Source organism: Streptomyces sp. NBC_00667 (assembly GCF_036226825.1).
Taxonomy (GTDB): Bacteria; Actinomycetota; Actinomycetes; order Streptomycetales; family Streptomycetaceae; genus Streptomyces.
The window spans coordinates 2,194,154-2,211,578 of sequence record NZ_CP109022.1 but is presented as its reverse complement, the minus strand read 5'-3'; the positions used below and the strand labels follow the sequence as shown (position 1 = coordinate 2,211,578).

General features: G+C 74.2%; 16 protein-coding genes. 8 read left to right on the top strand and 8 right to left on the bottom strand.

Going from position 1 to position 17,425, the window contains the following annotated elements; translation table 11 throughout:
• Window positions 1-72 precede the first annotated feature (72 nt).
• The gene (locus tag OHA81_RS10430) at window positions 73-591 is read left to right on the top strand and encodes a GNAT family N-acetyltransferase (protein WP_329194875.1); all 519 of its coding nucleotides are present in this window, start codon (window positions 73-75) and stop codon (window positions 589-591) included.
• Here the strand turns inward: OHA81_RS10430 and OHA81_RS10425 are convergent.
• The gene (locus OHA81_RS10425; RefSeq protein ID WP_329194873.1) at window positions 579-878 is read right to left on the bottom strand and encodes a hypothetical protein; all 300 of its coding nucleotides are present in this window, start codon (window positions 876-878) and stop codon (window positions 579-581) included. The genes OHA81_RS10430 and OHA81_RS10425 overlap by 13 nt on opposite strands.
• Window positions 879-991: 113 nt before the next feature.
• Here OHA81_RS10425 and OHA81_RS10420 point away from each other — a divergent pair, with 113 nt between their 5' ends.
• The 3 genes from OHA81_RS10420 to OHA81_RS10410 all read left to right on the top strand — a co-directional run bounded on the left by OHA81_RS10420 (window position 992) and on the right by OHA81_RS10410 (window position 3,751).
• Window positions 992-1,639: a hypothetical protein gene (locus OHA81_RS10420; RefSeq protein WP_329194872.1), complete on the top strand. Its 648-nt coding sequence runs from the start codon at window positions 992-994 to the stop codon at window positions 1,637-1,639.
• A 107-nt stretch (window positions 1,640-1,746) separates the two neighbouring features.
• Window positions 1,747-3,258 (top strand): immunity 49 family protein, encoded by a 1,512-nt coding sequence (locus OHA81_RS10415; protein WP_329194871.1) that lies wholly within the window; start codon window positions 1,747-1,749, stop codon window positions 3,256-3,258.
• A 112-nt stretch (window positions 3,259-3,370) separates the two neighbouring features.
• The gene (locus OHA81_RS10410) at window positions 3,371-3,751 is read left to right on the top strand and encodes a hypothetical protein (RefSeq protein ID WP_329194869.1); all 381 of its coding nucleotides are present in this window, start codon (window positions 3,371-3,373) and stop codon (window positions 3,749-3,751) included.
• Here the strand turns inward: OHA81_RS10410 and OHA81_RS10405 are convergent.
• From OHA81_RS10405 to OHA81_RS10380, 6 genes are all read right to left on the bottom strand, one after another.
• Window positions 3,748-4,758, bottom strand: coding sequence for an LLM class F420-dependent oxidoreductase (locus OHA81_RS10405; protein ID WP_329194866.1), 1,011 nt, complete (start codon window positions 4,756-4,758; stop codon window positions 3,748-3,750). The two genes, OHA81_RS10410 and OHA81_RS10405, sit on opposite strands and share 4 nt — an antisense overlap.
• 124 nt (window positions 4,759-4,882) lie before the next feature.
• Complete coding sequence (locus OHA81_RS10400) at window positions 4,883-5,689, bottom strand: hypothetical protein (RefSeq protein ID WP_329194865.1); 807 nt, start codon at window positions 5,687-5,689, stop codon at window positions 4,883-4,885.
• Between the two features lie 140 nt (window positions 5,690-5,829).
• Entirely contained in the window at window positions 5,830-6,813 is a 984-nt protein-coding gene (locus tag OHA81_RS10395) for an N-acetylmuramoyl-L-alanine amidase (RefSeq protein ID WP_329194864.1), read from the bottom strand.
• Window positions 6,814-6,954: 141 nt separating this feature from the next.
• Entirely contained in the window at window positions 6,955-8,016 is a 1,062-nt protein-coding gene (locus OHA81_RS10390) for an alpha/beta hydrolase fold domain-containing protein (protein WP_329194862.1), read from the bottom strand.
• 61 nt (window positions 8,017-8,077) lie between these two features.
• Window positions 8,078-9,019, bottom strand: coding sequence for an aldo/keto reductase (locus OHA81_RS10385; RefSeq protein WP_329194860.1), 942 nt, complete (start codon window positions 9,017-9,019; stop codon window positions 8,078-8,080).
• A gap of 75 nt (window positions 9,020-9,094) precedes the next feature.
• Complete coding sequence (locus OHA81_RS10380) at window positions 9,095-9,736, bottom strand: class I SAM-dependent methyltransferase (RefSeq protein ID WP_329194858.1); 642 nt, start codon at window positions 9,734-9,736, stop codon at window positions 9,095-9,097.
• Between the two features lie 227 nt (window positions 9,737-9,963).
• On the opposite strand from OHA81_RS10380, the gene OHA81_RS10375 reads away from it, so the two are divergent.
• The 3 genes from OHA81_RS10375 (at window position 9,964) to OHA81_RS10365 (ending at window position 15,226) form a co-directional block, all read left to right on the top strand.
• A complete protein-coding gene (locus tag OHA81_RS10375; protein WP_329194856.1) occupies window positions 9,964-12,099 on the top strand; it encodes an acyl-CoA dehydrogenase family protein in 2,136 nt (711 codons plus the stop codon).
• Window positions 12,100-12,121: 22 nt separating this feature from the next.
• Window positions 12,122-13,309, top strand: a complete 1,188-nt coding sequence (locus OHA81_RS10370) for a thiolase C-terminal domain-containing protein (protein ID WP_329202154.1) — start codon at window positions 12,122-12,124, stop codon at window positions 13,307-13,309.
• A gap of 189 nt (window positions 13,310-13,498) precedes the next feature.
• On the top strand, window positions 13,499-15,226 hold the full coding sequence (locus tag OHA81_RS10365; RefSeq protein WP_329194854.1) for a DUF4153 domain-containing protein: 1,728 nt from the start codon (window positions 13,499-13,501) through the stop codon (window positions 15,224-15,226).
• A gap of 744 nt (window positions 15,227-15,970) precedes the next feature.
• Here the strand turns inward: OHA81_RS10365 and OHA81_RS10360 are convergent.
• Window positions 15,971-16,321, bottom strand: coding sequence for a DNA-binding response regulator (locus OHA81_RS10360; RefSeq protein WP_329194851.1), 351 nt, complete (start codon window positions 16,319-16,321; stop codon window positions 15,971-15,973).
• 244 nt (window positions 16,322-16,565) lie between these two features.
• Here OHA81_RS10360 and OHA81_RS10355 point away from each other — a divergent pair, with 244 nt between their 5' ends.
• Window positions 16,566-17,420 (top strand): MaoC/PaaZ C-terminal domain-containing protein, encoded by an 855-nt coding sequence (locus tag OHA81_RS10355; RefSeq protein ID WP_329194850.1) that lies wholly within the window; start codon window positions 16,566-16,568, stop codon window positions 17,418-17,420.
• Window positions 17,421-17,425: the final 5 nt, after the last annotated feature.

Here is a 17,425-nt window from a genome sequence, read left to right as displayed (position 1 = left end):
AGGTAAGGGCCGGGTGGTAAGGGCCGGGTAGCAGCTGCGCCCCTATACGCCCGGGTCCTTATACTTCGGCGCATGCAGTCCGTGACGATCAGACGCGCCCTCGCCCAGGACGCGGAGCGCCTCACCGCGCTGGTCCAGGAGTCCGGGGCCTACTCGGGTGCGTACGCCTCGATCATCTCCGGCTACCGGGTCACGGCCGACTACATCGCCCGGCACGAGGTCTTCGTGGCCGTCGGCCCGGACGGGCGGGTGCTCGGCTTCTACGCCCTCGTCCTGGACCCGCCGGAGCTGGACCTGGCGTTCGTGGCGGACGAGGCGCAGGGCGCGGGCGTCGGACGGCTCCTGGTGCAGCACATGAAGGGACGTGCCCGGGAGGCCGGTCTGTCCGGCGTGCGGGTCGTGGCGCATCCCCCGGCGGAGGAGTTCTACCGGCGCCTGGGGGCGCGGCGGGTGGGCGTGGTGCCACCGACGCCGCCGAGGATCGGCTGGGAGCGCCCGGAGCTGTGGTTCGACACGGGCGCCGGAACGCCGGCGGCCGCCACTTCGGACGTGGCGGCGGCCGGGGGAGGGTCCCGGGGTCAGCGGCGGTAGAGCCAGCCCGAGACGACGTGACCGATGAAGAGGTAGACCACCGCCGCCAGGCCGTAGCCGACCACCACCTGGACCCACTCGCGGTCGAAGGTGAACAGGTCGTACGACCAGCCGGCGAGCCAGGTCGCGGCGTCGTGGACGAAGTCGACGAACGCGTTACCCCGGTTGGCGTCCAGCAGGTAGAGCAGGATCCACAGGCCGATCACGAAAGCCAGCACGTCGGCCAGGACGGCGACGGCCCGGCCCAGGCCGCTACCTCGGGCAGGTGCTCTGGTGTATGTCCGCATGTCCCGCGTCTTGCCGCCGCGGGGCGCGACAAACCCCGAACGGGTCCCCCGAGTAGCGCAGTCGCGCGGTCCGGGCGAGGCTGCGGAGGACACCTCAGTCCCCGGAGGCAACCGTGTCCCACCCCACCACTTCCGTCCGAATCCGCCGCGCCCTGACGGCGGCCCTGCTGTCCTGCGCGCTCTTGGCCGGTGCGACCGCCTGTGGTTCCGGCGGTGGCTCCGGCACGGTCACCGCGAGCCAGAACGACGACGTCTCGGTCGCCGTGGCCGCCTTCGCGGAGGCCGAGGGAGCAGCCGCGGCAGCCGACGCCCGGGCCGCCGCCGCCGAGCCGACGCCCAGTACCTCCGCCGAGCGGCAGAAGTTCGCCAAGACCCGCTTCGTCGCCAACGCCGGTCTCGCGGCCGGGGCGACCTACCAGTGGATCATCAAGCCCTACAAGGCGGGCAAGTTCAAGAAGGGCGCCAAGGGGCGCACGTTCGCGCTCGTCAAGGCCGGCCTGGCCGGTGCCTTCGCCTACAACCGGCTCAAGGCGGCCGTCAACAACGCCAAGGGCGACCCGCTGCTGTCGAAGGCGGTGGCCCCGCTCACCGCGGGCATCGAGTCCCTCAAGGGCCTCGGTTCCAAGCTCCGCAAGGGCGACGCGAACGACGCGGACGTCACCAACTTCCAGAACGTGATCGGCGGCGTCAAGGACGCGGGCCAGAGCGCCGGAGCCCCCGTCCAGGACCAGGTCCCGAGCCTGTCCCAGCTGCGCGGCTAGGGCGTCCCTTCCGGATCCCGCCGTAGGCGGCGCCCCGGCGGGCGGGGGCAACAGCCCCGGCCCGCCCCGGCGTCGCTCTGTCACACCCCCCTCGTAGAGTCGGGAGGGTGAACCGAGACGACGCCCCCCACCCGACGGACGCAACCGGACTGCTCCGGGACGTACACGCCCGGCTGCTCCCCGTGGACGCGTTCACCCCCGAGCTCGCCGGGGCCATGCGCTACGCGCGCGTGGTCGCCGACGGGCTCGTCTTCGCGTACGCCCTGGACGGTCCCACCAGCGTGCGGATCCTCACCGACCACGACGTGGAGCGCGTCGGTCTCCAGGAGCTGGGGCGGGCGGGGTACGCCAACCTGATGCGCGTACCCGTCGAGTACGCGCAAGTGCCCGGACGGGAAGGGGCCCGGCTGCACTCCGTGTACGGAGACTCCCACTTCGTCGCCAGCAAGGCGCTGTTCCTGTCCGAAGTGGCCCGGCAGGTCACCGGCGAGCCACTCCCGGACGCCGGCGCCCTCGTCGTCCTGCCCAGCCGGCACAACCTCGTGTACCACCCGATCGGCGACGGATCGGTGGTCGACGCGCTCAACACCCTCGCCGAGTACGCGTGGGGGGCCCACGCCGACGGGCCGGGCGAGCTGTCGCCGCGGGTCTACTGGTGGCACGAGGGCGGACTCACGTCGCTCACCGTCATCGACGAGGACACCCGCACCCTCTCCGTCCAGCCGCCGCCGCGACTGCTGGGCCTGATGAAGGGCCTGGTCCGTCTGGACCGCGCGGGCCGGCTCGCCACCCCCGCCACGGCCGACGCCCCCGACGTCGACCAACTCACTTGCGCCACCGCCGAGTCGTTGGGCCGTCTCGCCGAGGACCCGGCAGGGCTGGGCGACGCCTTCGGCTCCGCCCTCGCGCTCGCCCACGCCCACTGCGCCGCCGATCCCGACGCGTCGTGGATCGACACCTGGGACGCCTGGGCCACCGCCGTGCAGCTCGGCTCGGCGCTGTTCGCCGGCGCGCAGCCGCAGGAGTGCCGGCTGGGCGAGGACCTCGTCAGGGAGCTGCCCGAGACGCCCGCCGAACCGCCCGCGGACGTCCGCGCCTGGCTCGACGCCCTGTACCTCGCGATCGTGTGCCGCCAGCACGAGCGGATCGGCCGGCTGTGCCAGGTGCCCATGGCGAGGCTGCGCGAGGACGACTCGGTGGACGAGTACGTCCTGCACTGGGCGGACACGCTGCGGACCTACTTCTCCCGAGGGCCCATGGACGACGTCGTGGACAAGCTGCTCGCCACGATGGAGGCGTCCCTGCCCGAAGCGCTGGCGCACGCGCCGAAGGACTTCGTGAACCGGGTGGACTACCAGCCGGTCGCCCTCTTCCACCGCCTCGTCGCGGGTGACCCGGAGGCCTTCGCCGCGGCGCTGGCCGAGGCCCTCTCGGAGCACGGCGGCTACTGGGGTGGGTCGGGGGCGCCGCGCGCCCGGCTGGCGCTGGGGCCGCTCGCGATGGCGAGCCTCGCCTACGACCGGGGGTTCCCGGTCGATCCGAAGCAGCCGTACTTGCCGGCCTGCCTGCTCAACCGGGAACGGATAGAGACCATCCCCGACGCCGGGGTGCCCGCGTAGGCCCTGTCCGGGGCCGCGCCGCGCCTCCCGCCCGGCGGTCCCGCGAGCCGCTCGCGGAGGGGACCCGTTGCGGACGGGAGCCACGCGGCCGGACCGCTCTTAGGATGAGCGGATGTTCGGATTCCTCTTCCTTGCCGTCGTCGCCGCCGTGACCGGGTGGCTGGTCCGGCGCGCGCAGCGCCGGCGGGCGGTGGCCGGCTCCCCCGCCGGCCTCCCCTGCATGGCCCGCCACCCGGCCGGCCGGGGACGCTGGCGGTCCGGCCGGGTGTACGTCGACCAGGGCGCGGCGCGCTGGCGCCCGCGCCGGGGTCCGGCCGTCGACCTGACCGGTGCCCGCGCCACCGCCGTGCGGCCGCCCTCGGTACGGGAGGGCCTGTCCATCAACCCCGGCTCCCGCATCGTCACCTGCACCCCCGCGGCCGGCCCGGCCATCGAGATCGCCGTGATGCCGCTGGACCTTCGGGAGCTGCTGGCCGCGGTACCGGAGGCCTAGGTGTTGAGTTCCGCGAGGACGCGCAGGGTGTGTGGGTCGGGGGCGGTGAGGAGGAGGTCGGTGACCGGGCCCTTGCGCCAGAGGTCGAGGCGCTCCGCGATCCGCTCGCGCGGCCCGATCAGGGAGATCTCGTCCGCGAACGCGTCGGGGACCGCGAGCACCGCCTCCTCCTTGCGCCCGGCGAGGAACAGGTCCTGGATGCGGCGGGCTTCCTCCTCGTAGCCCATCCGGGCCATCAGGTCGGCGTGGAAATTGCGGGCCGCGTGGCCCATGCCCCCGATGTAGAAGCCGAGCATCGCCTTCACCGGGAGCAGCCCTTCCGCGACGTCGTCGCAGACCTTGGCGCGGGCCATCGGCGCGATCATGAAGCTCTCGGGGAGCGCCGTCAGGGAAGCCCGGTAGACGTCGGTGCGGGTCGGCGACCAGTACAGGGGGAGCCAGCCGTCCGCGATCCGGGTCGTCTGGGCGATGTTTTTCGGACCCTCCGCACCGAGCAGGACGGGCAGGTCCGCGCGCAGCGGGTGGGTGATCGGCTTGAGGGCCTTGCCGGTGCCCGTGCCGTCGGGCCCGCGGTACGGGTGGCTGTGGAAGCGGCCGTCGAGGGCGACGGGCGCCTCGCGGCGCAGCACCTGGCGGACGACGTTCACGTACTCCCGGGTGGCGGTGAGCGGGCTCGCGGGGAACGGGCGCCCGTACCAGCCCTCCACCACCTGCGGCCCCGACAGGCCGAGCCCCAGCATCATCCGGCCGCCCGAGAGGTGGTCCAGGGTCAGGGCGTGCATGGCGGTGGCGGTGGGGCTGCGGGCGGCCATCTGCGCCAGGGCGGTACCGAGCCGGATGCGGGAGGTGTGCGCGGCGATCCAGGTCAGCGGGGTAAAGGCGTCCGACCCCCAGGCCTCGGCCGTCCACACCGAGTCGTACCCGAGCCGCTCGGCCTCCGTCGCGAGGGCGAGGTGGTCCGGGCCGGGGCCGCGGCCCCAGTAGCCGAGTGCGAGTCCCAGGCGCATGTGCGGCCCCCCGTGAGTCCCCGGTGGGCCCCCGGCGGGCGCGCACCTGACGCTGCGTCAGGAGACTGTAGGCCAACGGCCCCCCGCCCGGAAGGGCGAGGGGCCGTCGGGAGGCGACCGGAGGCTATCCGCGCTGGATGCCGGAGGTGTCGTTCAGGACGCCGCGACGGCCGTCCTGGGTCTGGGCGATCAGGGTGGCTTCGCCGCGCTGCTCGACGGCCAGGTACCAGGTGCCGGGCGCGAGTTCGGCGATCGGGGTGTGCGAGCCGTCCTCCGGGAAGAGCGGCCGGGCCACCGGGACGGCGAACCAGAACGGGGAGAAGTCCGCCGCCGGGCCGGGGGCCGGGGTCTGGGCCGCGTCCTGCGGGCCGGGGGCGGGCGTCGGAGTGCCGCCGTACGGCGGGACGGGCTGCGGCGTGGACCCGTACGGCTGCTGCTGGGCGCCCGGGTAGCCGTACCCGGCGCCGGGCTGACCGCCGAAGGGCGGGACGGCGGCCGGACGCGGCTCGGGGACGAGCTGACCGGCCAGCGCGGGGATCTTCGGCCCGGCGACGGCCACACCGGCCAGCGCGAGGGCCGCGAGGAAGGACAGGATGCAGCCGGCGCCGAGGTCCGCCCTGGCCGGGCAGACGATCAGCGACCACAGGGCGTTCCAGGCGGCCGCGACGGCGAGCACCGTACCCCAGGCGGCCAGGGGCAGACCGAGGACCTTGCGGGACTCCGGCTGGAAGCGGGCGGAGATGAGCAGCCCCGCCGCGACGAAGCCGAGCAGGAAGATCGCGGGCAGGGCCAGGCCGCTGTAGTCGGTGTTCCACACGCTCGGCATGTCGGCGCCGGTGACGGAGTAGAAATCGAGGAACGAGGCGATGAACAGCAGCACCGCTGCTCCGATCACCACGCCGTCGCCTCGAGTGAGGGAGCGGATGTTCACGTCTTAGGTGTCCTTCTCGGTCTCGGTCGTCTCGTGGTGCCGCGGTCGCAGATCAGAGCTGGAGCGGGGCGGGCGGCACCATGGTACGGAGGTTTCCCGTGGCCGAGAGGGCCGGGGCGGCGGGTGGCCCCGGAGGGGGACTACCCGCCCAGGAAGCCGACGATACCGTCCGCGATGCCCTGCGCTGCTTTCTGGCGCCACTGCGGATTCGTCAACTGCGCCGCGTCCTTGCTGTCACGCATGTTGCCGCATTCGATGAACACCTTGGGCCGGGTTGAGAGGTTCAGTCCGCCCAGATCGTCACGGATCACCAAACCGGTGCCGCCGCCGAGGTAGTTGGCCGGGCTCGATCCCGTCGTACGGGCGAAGTTCCTCGCGATGCGTTCGCCGAGGAGCCGGGAGGGTTCCACGATCTTGGCGGTGTCCGCCTTCCCGCCCTTGACCTCGGCGGGGAGGATCACGTGGTAGCCGCGGTTGCCCTCGGAGACGCCGTCCGCGTGGACCGAGACTACGGCGTCGGCCTTCGCCTCGTTGCCGATGCGGGCCCGCTCGTCGATGCAGGGACCCCAGGCGCGGTCCGTCTCGTGCGTGAACACCACCTTGAGGCCCTTGGCCTCCAGGAGGGTGCGCAGCCGACGGGACACGTCCATGGTGAAGTCGGCTTCCATGTAGCCCGAGTTGGTGGTGGTGCCGGTGGTGTCGCACTCCTTGCGGTTGGTGCCGATGTCCACCTCGCGGTCGATCTCGGTGGTGTGGTCGAAGTTGCCGGTGTTGTGGCCGGGGTCGACGACCACGGTCCGGCCGGCCAGTGGGCTCCCCGCGGGCGGCTGCGCGGAGGAGGCCGTGCCGGAGCGGCCGGCACCGGTGGGGGTGGCGCCGGCAGCGGTGTTCGGTTTGCCGTCCAGGCCGGTGGCGTGGGAGGCGGGCAGCGGGGCGGCGGCCGGGGGCGGCTGCCCGTCGTGCCCGGACCCGGTCAGCGCCTGGGTCAGCACCCAGGCCGCCAGGGCGGCCGGGACGAGGGACGCGGCCGCGATGGTGAGGGCGGACCGGCGCATGAACCAGCGCCGGTCCGGACTGATCGAAGAGGCGGATTCCGGGGGCGGGGGACTGTCGTCGTAGCGCACGTCGCGATGCTAGACCGGCCCCGCCCCGGGAGGCCGGAGCTGGGCCATCCGAGGGCGTGGTCTGTTTATATGCCCGAGAGTTGTATGCCCGAGGAGTTGTATGCCCGAGGGCCGCAACGGCCCGAGGTGCAAGGCGCCGCATCACGCCCGGGGCGGGGCGAGCAGGCGGCGGAGCCAGCGGGTGCGGGCGTCGCGGGCGTCCCGGGTGAGGGCCGCTCGCGGTGCCAAGGAGTCGAAGCCGTGGCAGGCACCGGGCCACACGTGCAGCTCGGCCCGGCCGCCGGCCTGCCATATCGCGTTCGCGTAGGCCACGCCCTCGTCCCGCAAGACCTCCGCCGATCCGACCTCGACGTAGGCCGCGGGAAGCCGGGAAAGGTCCGTGGCACGGGCCGGGGCCGCATAGGGCGGCAGGTCCGCGGCGCCGTAGCGGTCGCCCAGCGCCGCCTTCCACACCGTCTCGTTGGAGGCGGGGTCCCACACGTCGTGGCCGGCCGGCCGGTGACCGGAGAAGGTGCTGCCGCGGTCGTCCAGCATCGGGGACAGCAGCAGTTGCCCCAACGGGCGGGGCCCGGCACCGCCCCGGTCGCGGACCAGCAGGGCGAGGGCCGCGGCGAGCCCGGCGCCGGCGCTCTTGCCGCCGATGACGATGCGGTCCGCGTCGATGCCCAGTACGCCGGCGTGGCCGGCCGCCCAGACGAGCCCGGCGTAGCAGTCCTCCAGCGGTCCCGGGTACTGCGTCCGGGGCGCCAGCCGGTACTCGACCGAGATGACGGCCAGTTCCAGGGGGAGGACCCACTCGCGCAGGATCCGCGGCAGCACGGACCAGGCGTTGCCCATGACCAGGCCGCCCCCGTGCATGTAGTACAGCAGCGGCAGCGGCCGCCCGGCGAGCCCGGCCGGCCGCGCGCTGACGAGCGTGACCTCCGGGCCGTCCGGCGGTCCTGGCACCCGGAGTTCCGCCACCTCGAAACGCCCGTCTGCGCCCAGCTCCTCGACCGTCGGCCTGGGCCGCCGTGCGGCATCCCGCCGCTGCCGGTCCGCAAGGTTCGCCGGGGTGAGTGGCTCCGGCGCCCGCGACCCGTTCGCCGCCAGTGCGGCGCCCAGTTCGGGGTCGAGGGGCGGCGCGGCCCGCGGCGCCGGCCCACGGCGGCGCTCACCCGTGGCCGGGACGCTGCCGCGCCGGACGCCCTCCCCTGAACCCATACGGCACAGCCAACCACACCGCCGGGCGCTAGCGGAGCCGGACGGGGCGCCGCCCGCACGCTCAGGAACGGTGCACGGAGTTCAGGGCGGCGAGGTCGTCGCCGGACAGGCGCAGGGCGCCGGCGGCCACGTTGGCGTCGAGGTGGTGCGGGTCGCCGGTGCCGGGAATGGCCAGGACGTGCGCCCCTTGGTGCAGGGTCCAGGCCAGCCGGACCTGTGCCGGGCTCGCGCGGTGGGCGCGCGCGACGGCGGCCACCGCGGCGTCCTCCTCCACCCCGGTCCCGCCGATCGCACCGGCCGTGCGCCCGGGCCCGGCGATCGAGTAGAACGGCACGAACGCGACCCCCTGCTGCCCGCACTCCCGGACGAACTCCTCGTCCTCGGGGCGTACTCCGAGGCCGTACATGTTCTGCACGCACACCACGGGCGCGATGGCGCTGGCCTCCGCGAGGTGGTGGGGGCGGACGTTGGAGATGCCCAGGTGGCGGATGAGCCCGGCCTCGCGCAGGTCGGCCAGTGCGCCGAAGCGCTCGGCGATCGGATCGTCGCCGACGATGCGCAGGTTGACCACGTCGAGGTGGTCGCGGCCGAGCTGGCGCAGGTTCTCCTCGACCTGGCCGCGCAGCTGTCGCGCGGTGGCATGGGGGAGCCACTCGCCCGACGGGTCCCGGCCGGGTCCGACCTTGGTGGCGATGACGAGGTCGTCCGGGTAGGGGGCCAGGGCCCGGTTGATGAGTTCGTTGGCGGAGCGCAGCGGTGAGAAGTAGAACGCGGCGGTGTCGATGTGGTTCACCCCGAGTTCAACGGCCCGGCGCAGCACGGTGACGGCCTGCTCCCGGTCGCGGGGAACGGCGTCCGCCGCCAGCGCCTCGCCGCTCTGCGGCAAGCGCATGGCGCCGAAGCCGATCCGCCTGATCTCGGTGTCGCCGCCGAGGGTCCAGGTGCCGGCGGCAGCCGCCGCGACGCCGTCCGGGTTGGTGTCCGTGTTCGTGTACGTGGTCATGTCGGGGATGATCGCCAGGATGCGGGCTGCCGGGCCATTGGTTAAGGCATGTGTGAATCCTCGGCGCGGCTGCCGTCAGACGCCTTCGCCGGTACGCCGCAGGACGCGCAGCGAGTCCGTCACCGAGACCTCCTCGAAGGCGCCGGAGGCGAGCGCGCGCAGGTAGATCCGGTACGGGGCCTGGCCGCCGTCGGCCGGGTCCGGGAACACGTCGTGGATCACCAGGGTGCCGCCCACGGCCAGGTGCGGGGCCCAGCCCTCGTAGTCACCGTTCGCGTGCTCGTCGGTGTGGCCGCCGTCGATGAAGACGAAGCCCAGCGGGCCGCCCCAGGCCGCCGCCACCTGCGGGGACCGGCCGACGATCGCGATCACGTACTCCTCCAGACCGGCCTGGTGCAGGGTGCGGCGGAAGGTCGGCAGCGTGTCCATCAGCCCGATCTCGGGGTCCACCACCGTCGGGTCGTGGTACTCCCATCCGGGCTGCTGCTCCTCGCTGCCCCGGTGGTGGTCGACGGTCAGGACGGCCACGCCCGCCTCACGGGCGGCGTCCGCCAGCAGGAGGGTGGAGCGGCCGCAGTACGTGCCGACCTCCAGCAGCGGCAGACCGAGCGCGGCCGCCTCGGCCGCGGCGGCGTACAGGGCGAGCCCCTCGCCCACGGGCATGAACCCCTTGGCGGCCTCGAAGGCGGCGAGGGTCTCCGGCTTGGGGCTGGCCATGGTGGTTCCTCCTGCTGAGCGGGGTGCGCGTGGGCGGCCCATGGTGCCCTACCGCCCGGGAGGGCACCACGCCCGGGGGGCCTCGGCCCGCGGTACGGCTCGCACGGGGGGAGGCCCGGGCGGTGGAGGCGGGCCTTCGTCGTGTCCGGCGCCGGACGGCGGGTCCGGGCGGAACGGATGGCGATCTGACCTTCCGTCAGAATGGAACGTGTTCTAGCCTGCCGCGCATGGGCATCGGAATCACGCAAGAGCAAAGGGAGTTGGCCGACGCCGTGCGCGGCCGGCTCGCGCGGGCCGTGCCGGCCGAGGAAGTGCGCAAGCTGCTCGACACCCCGCCGCAGACCGGCGCGCGGCCCGCGTACTGGGACGACCTCGCCGATTCGGGGCTGCTGTTCCCGCTCCTGGAGGGCGGGACCCTGCTCGACCTCGCCGTCGTCGTGGAGGAGGCCGCCCGGGCTGCGCTGCCCGGGGCCTACCTGCCGAGCGCGCTGGCCTCCGTACTCCTGGCGCGGGCCGGGGCGCAGCCGCTCGGCGGGCGGGTGGGGGCCGTCGCGCTCGGGCCCGGGACCATGACCGCCGTCGCCGTCGAGGGGGGCGGCCACCTGCTGGAGGGTCTCGCTCCGCCCGTGCTCGGCGCCGGGGAGGCGGAGCTGGTGCTGCTGGCCGCCGAGGCCGACCCGGGGACGCTCTGGTTCGCGGTCGACGCCGCCTCCCTGGACGTGCGCACCCATGACAGCGCCGACCCGACCCGGCCCAGCGCCGAGGTGCGGGCGCGCGCGGTCGCCGTTCCCGCCGGGCGGCTGCTGGAGCTGGACTCCGATCTGGTGCGGGACGCGGCCTGCGCGCTGTTCGCCGCCGACGCCTGCGGAACCGCCGCCTGGGCCGTGCACACCGCCGCCGAGTACGCGAAGGTGCGCGAGCAGTTCGGCCGGCCCATCGGGCGGTTCCAGGGCGTCAAGCACCTGTGCGCCGACATGCTGGTCCGGCTGGAACAGGCGCGGGCGCTGGCCTGGGACGCCGCCCAGGTGCTGGAGGAACCGGACGGGGTGCGCTCGCTGGTGACCGCCCTCGCGGCCGCGACCGCCATGGACGCCGCCTACTCCTGCGCCAAGGACTGCATCCAGGTGCTCGGCGGGATCGGCTTCACCTGGGAGCACGACGCGCACGTCTTCCTGCGCCGGGCGGTCGTGGCCCGCCAGTTGCTCGGCCCCGGCGACGCGCACCGGATACGGGCCGCGGGGTACGCGGCGGCCGGCGCGCGGCGGGAGCTGCACCTGGAGCTCCCGGCGGAGGCGGACGCGTACCGCACCAAGGCCCGCGGCGCGATCCGGGAGGCGAGGGGTCTCGATCCGGCCGCCGCACGCAAGGTCCTGGCGCCGACCGGCTACGCGGCCCCGTACCTGCCGCCGCCGTACGGGCGGGGCGCCGGGCCCGTCGAACAGCTGGTGGTGCAGCAGGAACTGGCGGCGGCCGGGGTCAAGCTCGCCGACCTCGGGATCGCCACCTGGGTCGTGCCCTCGCTGCTCGCCCACGGGACCCCGCGGCAGCAGGAGAGGTACCTGATGCCGACCCTGCGCGGGGACGTCACCTGGTGCCAGCTCTTCTCGGAGCCGGGCGCGGGCTCCGACCTGGCCTCGCTGCGGACGAAGGCGGAGCCGGCGGCGGAGGGGGGCGGCTGGATCGTCAACGGACAGAAGGTGTGGACGAGTTCCGCACACCACGCCGACTTCGGGATCCTCCTCGCCCGGACCGACCCGCAGGCGCCCAAGCACAAGGGCCTCGGCTACTTCGTGGTCGACATGCGCACGCCCGGCATCGACATCCGGCCGCTGAAGGAGATCACCGGGGAGTCACTGTTCAACGAGGTCTACTTCGACGAGGTCGCGCTGCCCGCCGACGCGCTGGTCGGGGCGGCCGACGAGGGCTGGAAGGTGGCCCGCAACACCCTCGGCAACGAGCGCGTGCACATGGCCGACCAGATGGCCTTCGACACGGGGCTCGAAGCGCTGATCGCGGCCTGCGCCGCCGGGCCGGACGACACGTACCGGGCGCGGGTCGGCGCGCTGGCCGCCGAGGCGCACGCACTGGCCTGCATCGGCCTGCGCACCACGCTGCGGCAGGTGTCGGGGCTGGAGCCGGGCGCGGGTGCCTCCGTACGCAAACTCCTCCAGACCCCGCACCAGCAGCGGCTGGCGGAGCTGGCGCTGGAACTGCTGGGGCCGGTGGGCGCGGTGCGGGAGGGGGCGGGCGAGCGGGCGGTGCACGGGATGCTCATGTCGCGCTGCCTGACCATCGCCGGCGGCACCACACAGGTCCAGCTGAACGTCGTCGCCGAGCGGATCCTCGGCCTTCCCAGGGACTGAATGAGGAGTGGCAGTGGCACGGATGAAGTCGTACATCGTGGGCGTCGGCATGACGAAGTTCGAGAAGCCGGAGTCGCGGGAGTGGCAGTACTGGGACATGGCGAAGGAGGCGGGCGGCGCGGCGCTGGCGGACGCGGGGATCGGGTACGAGCTGGTGGAGCAGGTGCCGGTGGGGTACTGCTTCCAGGCGTCGACGGCCGGTCAGCGGGCGGTGTACGAGCTCGGGCTGAGCGGGGTGCCGGTCTACAACGTGAACAACAACTGCGCGACCGGCTCGACGGCGTTGATGATGGCGCGGCAGTTCGTGGAGGGCGGCCTGAGCGACTGCGTGCTGGCGCTGGGCTTCGAGAAGATGAAGAGGGGCGCGCTGGGCGGCGGCGCGGACGGCGGTGACTTCAAGGTCTCGCCGGTCGCCCGGCACTACGGGATCATGGCCGCCGGGCACGGCTTCGAGATGTCGCCGCCGACCGCGCAGATCTTCGGGAACGCGGCGCGCGAGCACATGGAGCGGTACGGGACGACGGCCGCGCAACTGGCGGCGGTGGCGGCGAAGAACCACCGGCATTCGGCGAACAACCCGAACGCGCAGTTCCGGGACGTGTACGAGGTCGAGGAGATCCTCGCGGCGAAGACCATCCACGATCCGCTGACGAAGTTGCAGTGCTCGCCGACCTCGGACGGCGCCGCGGCGGCGGTGGTGGTGTCGGAGCGGTTCATGGTCGCGCACGGGCTGCACGGCAAGGCGGTGGAGATCGTGGCGCAGGCGATGGCGACGGACACGGAGGCGTCGTTCGCGTCGGGCTCGTGCATCGACGTGGTCGGGAAGCCGATGTCGGCGGCGGCGGGGCGGGCGGTGTTCGAGGCGTCGGGGCTGGGCGTCGGGGACGTGGACGTGATCGAGCTGCACGACTGCTTCTCCATCAACGAGTTGCTGACGTACGAGGCGCTCGGGATGTGCGGCGAGGGCGGGGCCGGGGAACTGGTGGAGAGCGGGGCCACGACGTACGGGGGACGGTGGGTGGTCAACCCGTCCGGAGGCCTGATCTCCAAGGGGCACCCGCTGGGGGCGACGGGGCTGGCGCAGGCGGCGGAGCTGGTGTGGCAGCTGCGGGGCGAGGCGGGCGGCCGGCAGGTTCCGGGGGCGGGGGTGGGGCTGGCGCACAACATCGGGCTGGGCGGGGCGGCGGTGGTGACGCTGCTGCGGCGGTAGCGGCAGCGGAGGCCGTAATGGGAGCCGGAGCCGTAGGGAGGCCTTAGCGGAAGCCGCCCCTCTTGTTTGTCACGGTCACGACACAAGGGTTTCTTGAATATGTTCAAAACCCTGTGGGCCGTGCCTACCCTGTCGCATCGCCGCCCTCCAGTTCCGGTGTTCCGGGGCGGCCGACAGGGGAGGAACCTGATGTCCGACAACGCCGACCAGGCCGAACGCGATGCGGCCGGGGGTGGGAGCGCCGCCGCGCAGGGGGCGCCGTCGCCCGGCGCGGTGCCGCCCCCGGCCGCGGTGCCGCCGGCCGCTGCTCCGCCCCCGGCCGCGCCCGGGATGCCCGGGCACGATCCCGCGGCGTGGCACGGCTGGCTGATGTACCAGCACGAGCTGCGCCGGCAGCAGGCCCACGCCGATGCGGTGGCGAAGGCGGCCGCCTCGATCGGCGGGCGCGTCCGCACCGCCCAGGCCGCGCCGATCCGTACCGCCACCCTGGTGGCCGTCCTCGTCGCGGGGCTGGCCACCGCCGTCTTCCTCGGCGACGGCATGGGCCCCGGCCTGCTGCTCGCGGCCCTGCCGGCCATGGTGGCCGCCTACGTCTCGGCCCGGGCGGCCGGCCGCACCGCCCGCCCCTGGTCCGTGCTGTGGGCCCTCGGCTGCGTGGCGCTGCTCGGGGTCCCCGCTCTGCGCGACTCCGCCTGGCCCTCGACTCTGGCCGTCCTGGCCGCCGTGCTGCTGGCCGCGCTGGCCCTGCACGGGAGCCGGCGGTGGCCCGGCGTGCTGTTGAGCCCGCTCGGATTCCTGAGCACCGCCGTCTCCGGGGTCGGTTGGGCCTGGGCGGGAGTGCGGGAGCGGGGCGGCGGGGCCGGGCGTGAGCGCTGGCTGCCCGTCGCCAAGGCGAGCGTGGTGGCGGTCGGGCTGCTGCTGGTGTTCGGGGCGCTGTTCGCCTCCGCCGACGCGGCGTTCGCCGACCTGCTGGGGGAGCTGGCTCCGGACGTCTCGGTGGGGGAGGGGCCGTTCCGGATCCTGCTCTTCCTCTTCGGCGCGGTCCTCGCGCTGGCGGCCGCCCGTACGGCCGCGGCCCCGCACCGCTGGGACCGCATCGAGGTGGCGCCGGGGAAGGCGCGGTCGAGGGTGGAGTGGGGGCTGCCGCTGATCGTGCTGAACCTGTTGTTCGCGGGCTTCATCGCGGTGCAGTTGGCGGTGCTGTTCGGGGGCTACGACAAGGTGCTGGAGAGCACCGGGCTCACCTACTCCGAGTATGCGCGCCAGGGGTTCTGGCAGCTGCTGTGGGCCACGGTGTTCGTGCTCGGCGTCATCGCGCTCGCCCTGCGGTGGGCGCCGCGGGGGACGGCCGGCGACCGGCGCTTCGTGCGGGTGGTGCTGGGTGTGCTGTGCCTGCTGACGCTGGTGGTGGTCGCCTCCGCCGTGCGGCGGATGGACCTGTACGTGGACGCGTACGGGCTGACCCGGCTGCGGCTGTCGGTGGTCACGATGGAGCTGTGGCTCGGGCTGGTGATCGTGTTGCTGATGGCGGCCGGGGTGGCGGGCGGTCGCTGGCTGGCCCGGGCGGTGGTCGGGAGCGCGGCGGTGACGGTGCTGGCGTTCGGGCTGGTGTCCCCGGACGGGGTGATCGCGCGGAGCAACGTGACGCGGTACCAGGAGGAGGGCAAGATCGACCTGGCCTACGCCCGTGACCTGTCGGCGGATGCGGCGCCGGCGTTGGACCGGTTGCCGGAGCCGCAGCGGTCGTGTGCGCTGATCGGGATCCGGGACGAGCTGCGGGACGGGGGGCGGGGCGGGGCGCGGTGGTACGCGACGAGCCTCGGGGAGTACCGGGCCCGGGAGATCCTGCGGAAGCGGCCGGTGACGGTGTCCCTGAGCGAGTGCCGAACGCTCGGCGCGCCCGACGCCCGCCGATAACCCGCCCCGGCCAACGCCGGCTTCCTCCCCGGGCCGGTCAACTCCCGCCCCCGGGCCGGTCAACGCCGACCCCGCCGGGGCCCGGGGCGGCCATCTCCAGCCGGGGTTTGTGCCCGGGCCGCCCAACTCCGGCCCGCCCGGGGTTTATACCCGGGGCCGGTCAACGCCCGCCTCGACGGGGCGGCCATCCAGCCTCGCCGGCGTTTGAGGCGCGGGGTACGGGGCGGAGCCCCGAAAGCCCGGCGCAGCCGGGGCCGCTTGCGCAACGGCGCCGCACCGGCCCGGACCGGCCGGGGCCGGACATCAAGGGCAGGCCGGCTGCGCCGGGCCTTCCGTGGCTCCGCCCTGAGCCCCGCGCCTTTATCGTCGGCGAGGCTGGGTTGGGTTACCCGGCTGGATTTGGTTACCCGGCTGGGTTGGCCTGTCCTCCGGACCCCGCGCCTCAATCGCCGGCGAGGCTGGATTTGCCGGCCGCCTGGTTGCGGTGGGCCCCTCCGGGCCCCGCGCATCAACCATCGGCGGGGCTGGGTTTGTTGCGGCCGGCTGCGCCGGGCCTTCCGGGGCTCCGCCCCGAGCCCCGCGCCTCAAACGCCGGCGAGGCTGGGCTTGGCCGCCCGGCTGGGTTGGTTCCCCGGCTAGGTGGGGCCATACCCCGGCCCCCCCATCAAGCGCCGGAGAGGATGGAGTTGCCCGCCGATCGGCTTTGGCTCCCCGCCCGGGTGGGCCCCCGGCGGGCGGTGGGTGTTACGGGACGTCAAGGGACGGGTCCGTGACCCGTTCGCCGCGGGAGGCGGCGTGGAGGGAGCGGGCGAGGTCCGGGAGGGGGGCGTCGTGCAGGACCAGGCCCGACGCGCCCGCCGAGAGGGCGGCTTCGCGCAGGCCCGGGCGGGCGGAGCCCACGGCCAGCAGGACCGCGCACTCCGGGGCTTCCTCCCGTACCTCCCGGACCCCCTCCACCGACTCCACCAGCGCCACCGCCGGCCGGCCCAGCGGCGAGGCCACCACCTCGATGTCCCGCTCCAGCCCCAGCCGTACCGCCAGCGCCGGGTTCGCGGGCCACAGCAGCACCCGCAGGGGCCGGCCGGTTTCGTTCATGCCGCCAGGGTAGGGTCCCGGCCCCGCGCGCACCCGGAAAACATGCCGCATGCAGATCATCTGACGTCGGGTCAGCAGTCTTCACAACTCGGTGGGGGTGCGTTATACATGGCCTCACCGGCCGCCTAGAACGCGTTCTACCCGTGGCGGCCCCGCAGACGACCTCGGTGCGGCCGACGGTGCGGACGACCGCGCCGAGGTCTTCCACTCACGGAGCACCCACGCAGCAAGGAGCAGCATCCGAATGCCGATCGATGCCGCCAAGGCCCTGGCCGCCGAACCCCGCCAGGGGCACATCGCCTGGGACCACAAGGACATCCAGCTCTACCACCTCGGCGTCGGCGCCGGCCGGCCCGCCACCGACCCCGACGAGCTGCGCTACACCCTGGAGTCCAAGCTCCACGTACTGCCCAGCTTCGCGACCGTCGCCGGCGCCGGCATGGCCATGATGGGCGGCCTCGCCGCCCCCGGGATCGACGTCAACCTCGCCCACGTCCTGCACGGCGGCCAGTCCATCGAGCTGCACCGGCCGATCCCCGTCAAGGGCAGCGCCACCTCCTCCGCCAAGGTCGCCGCGCTCTACGACAAGGGCAAGGCCGCCGTGATCGTGCTGCGCACCGAGGTCGAGGACGCCGACGGGCCGCTGTGGACCTCCGACGCGCAGATCTTCGTACGCGGCGAGGGCGGGTTCGGCGGCGAGCGGGGGCCCTCCGCCCGGGAGGAGGCGCCCGAGCGGGCGCCCGACCGTACCGTCGAACGGCAGATCCGCGAGGACCAGGCGCTGCTGTACCGGCTCTCCGGCGACTGGAACCCGCTGCACGCCGACCCGGAGTTCGCCAAGCTCGCCGGCTTCGACCGGCCGATCCTGCACGGCCTGTGCTCCTACGGGATGACCCTCAAGGCCGTCGTCGGCACCGCCCTGGCGGGGGACGTGTCCCGCGTCCGCGCCTACCGCACCCGCTTCGCCGGGATCGTCTTCCCGGGCGAGACGCTGCGCATCCGGATGTGGGAGGAGCCCGGTCGGGTGCGGGTGGCGGTGAGCGCCGTGGACCGCGACGACGCGCCGGTCCTCGCCGACACCGTCGTGGAACACGCGTAACCCCC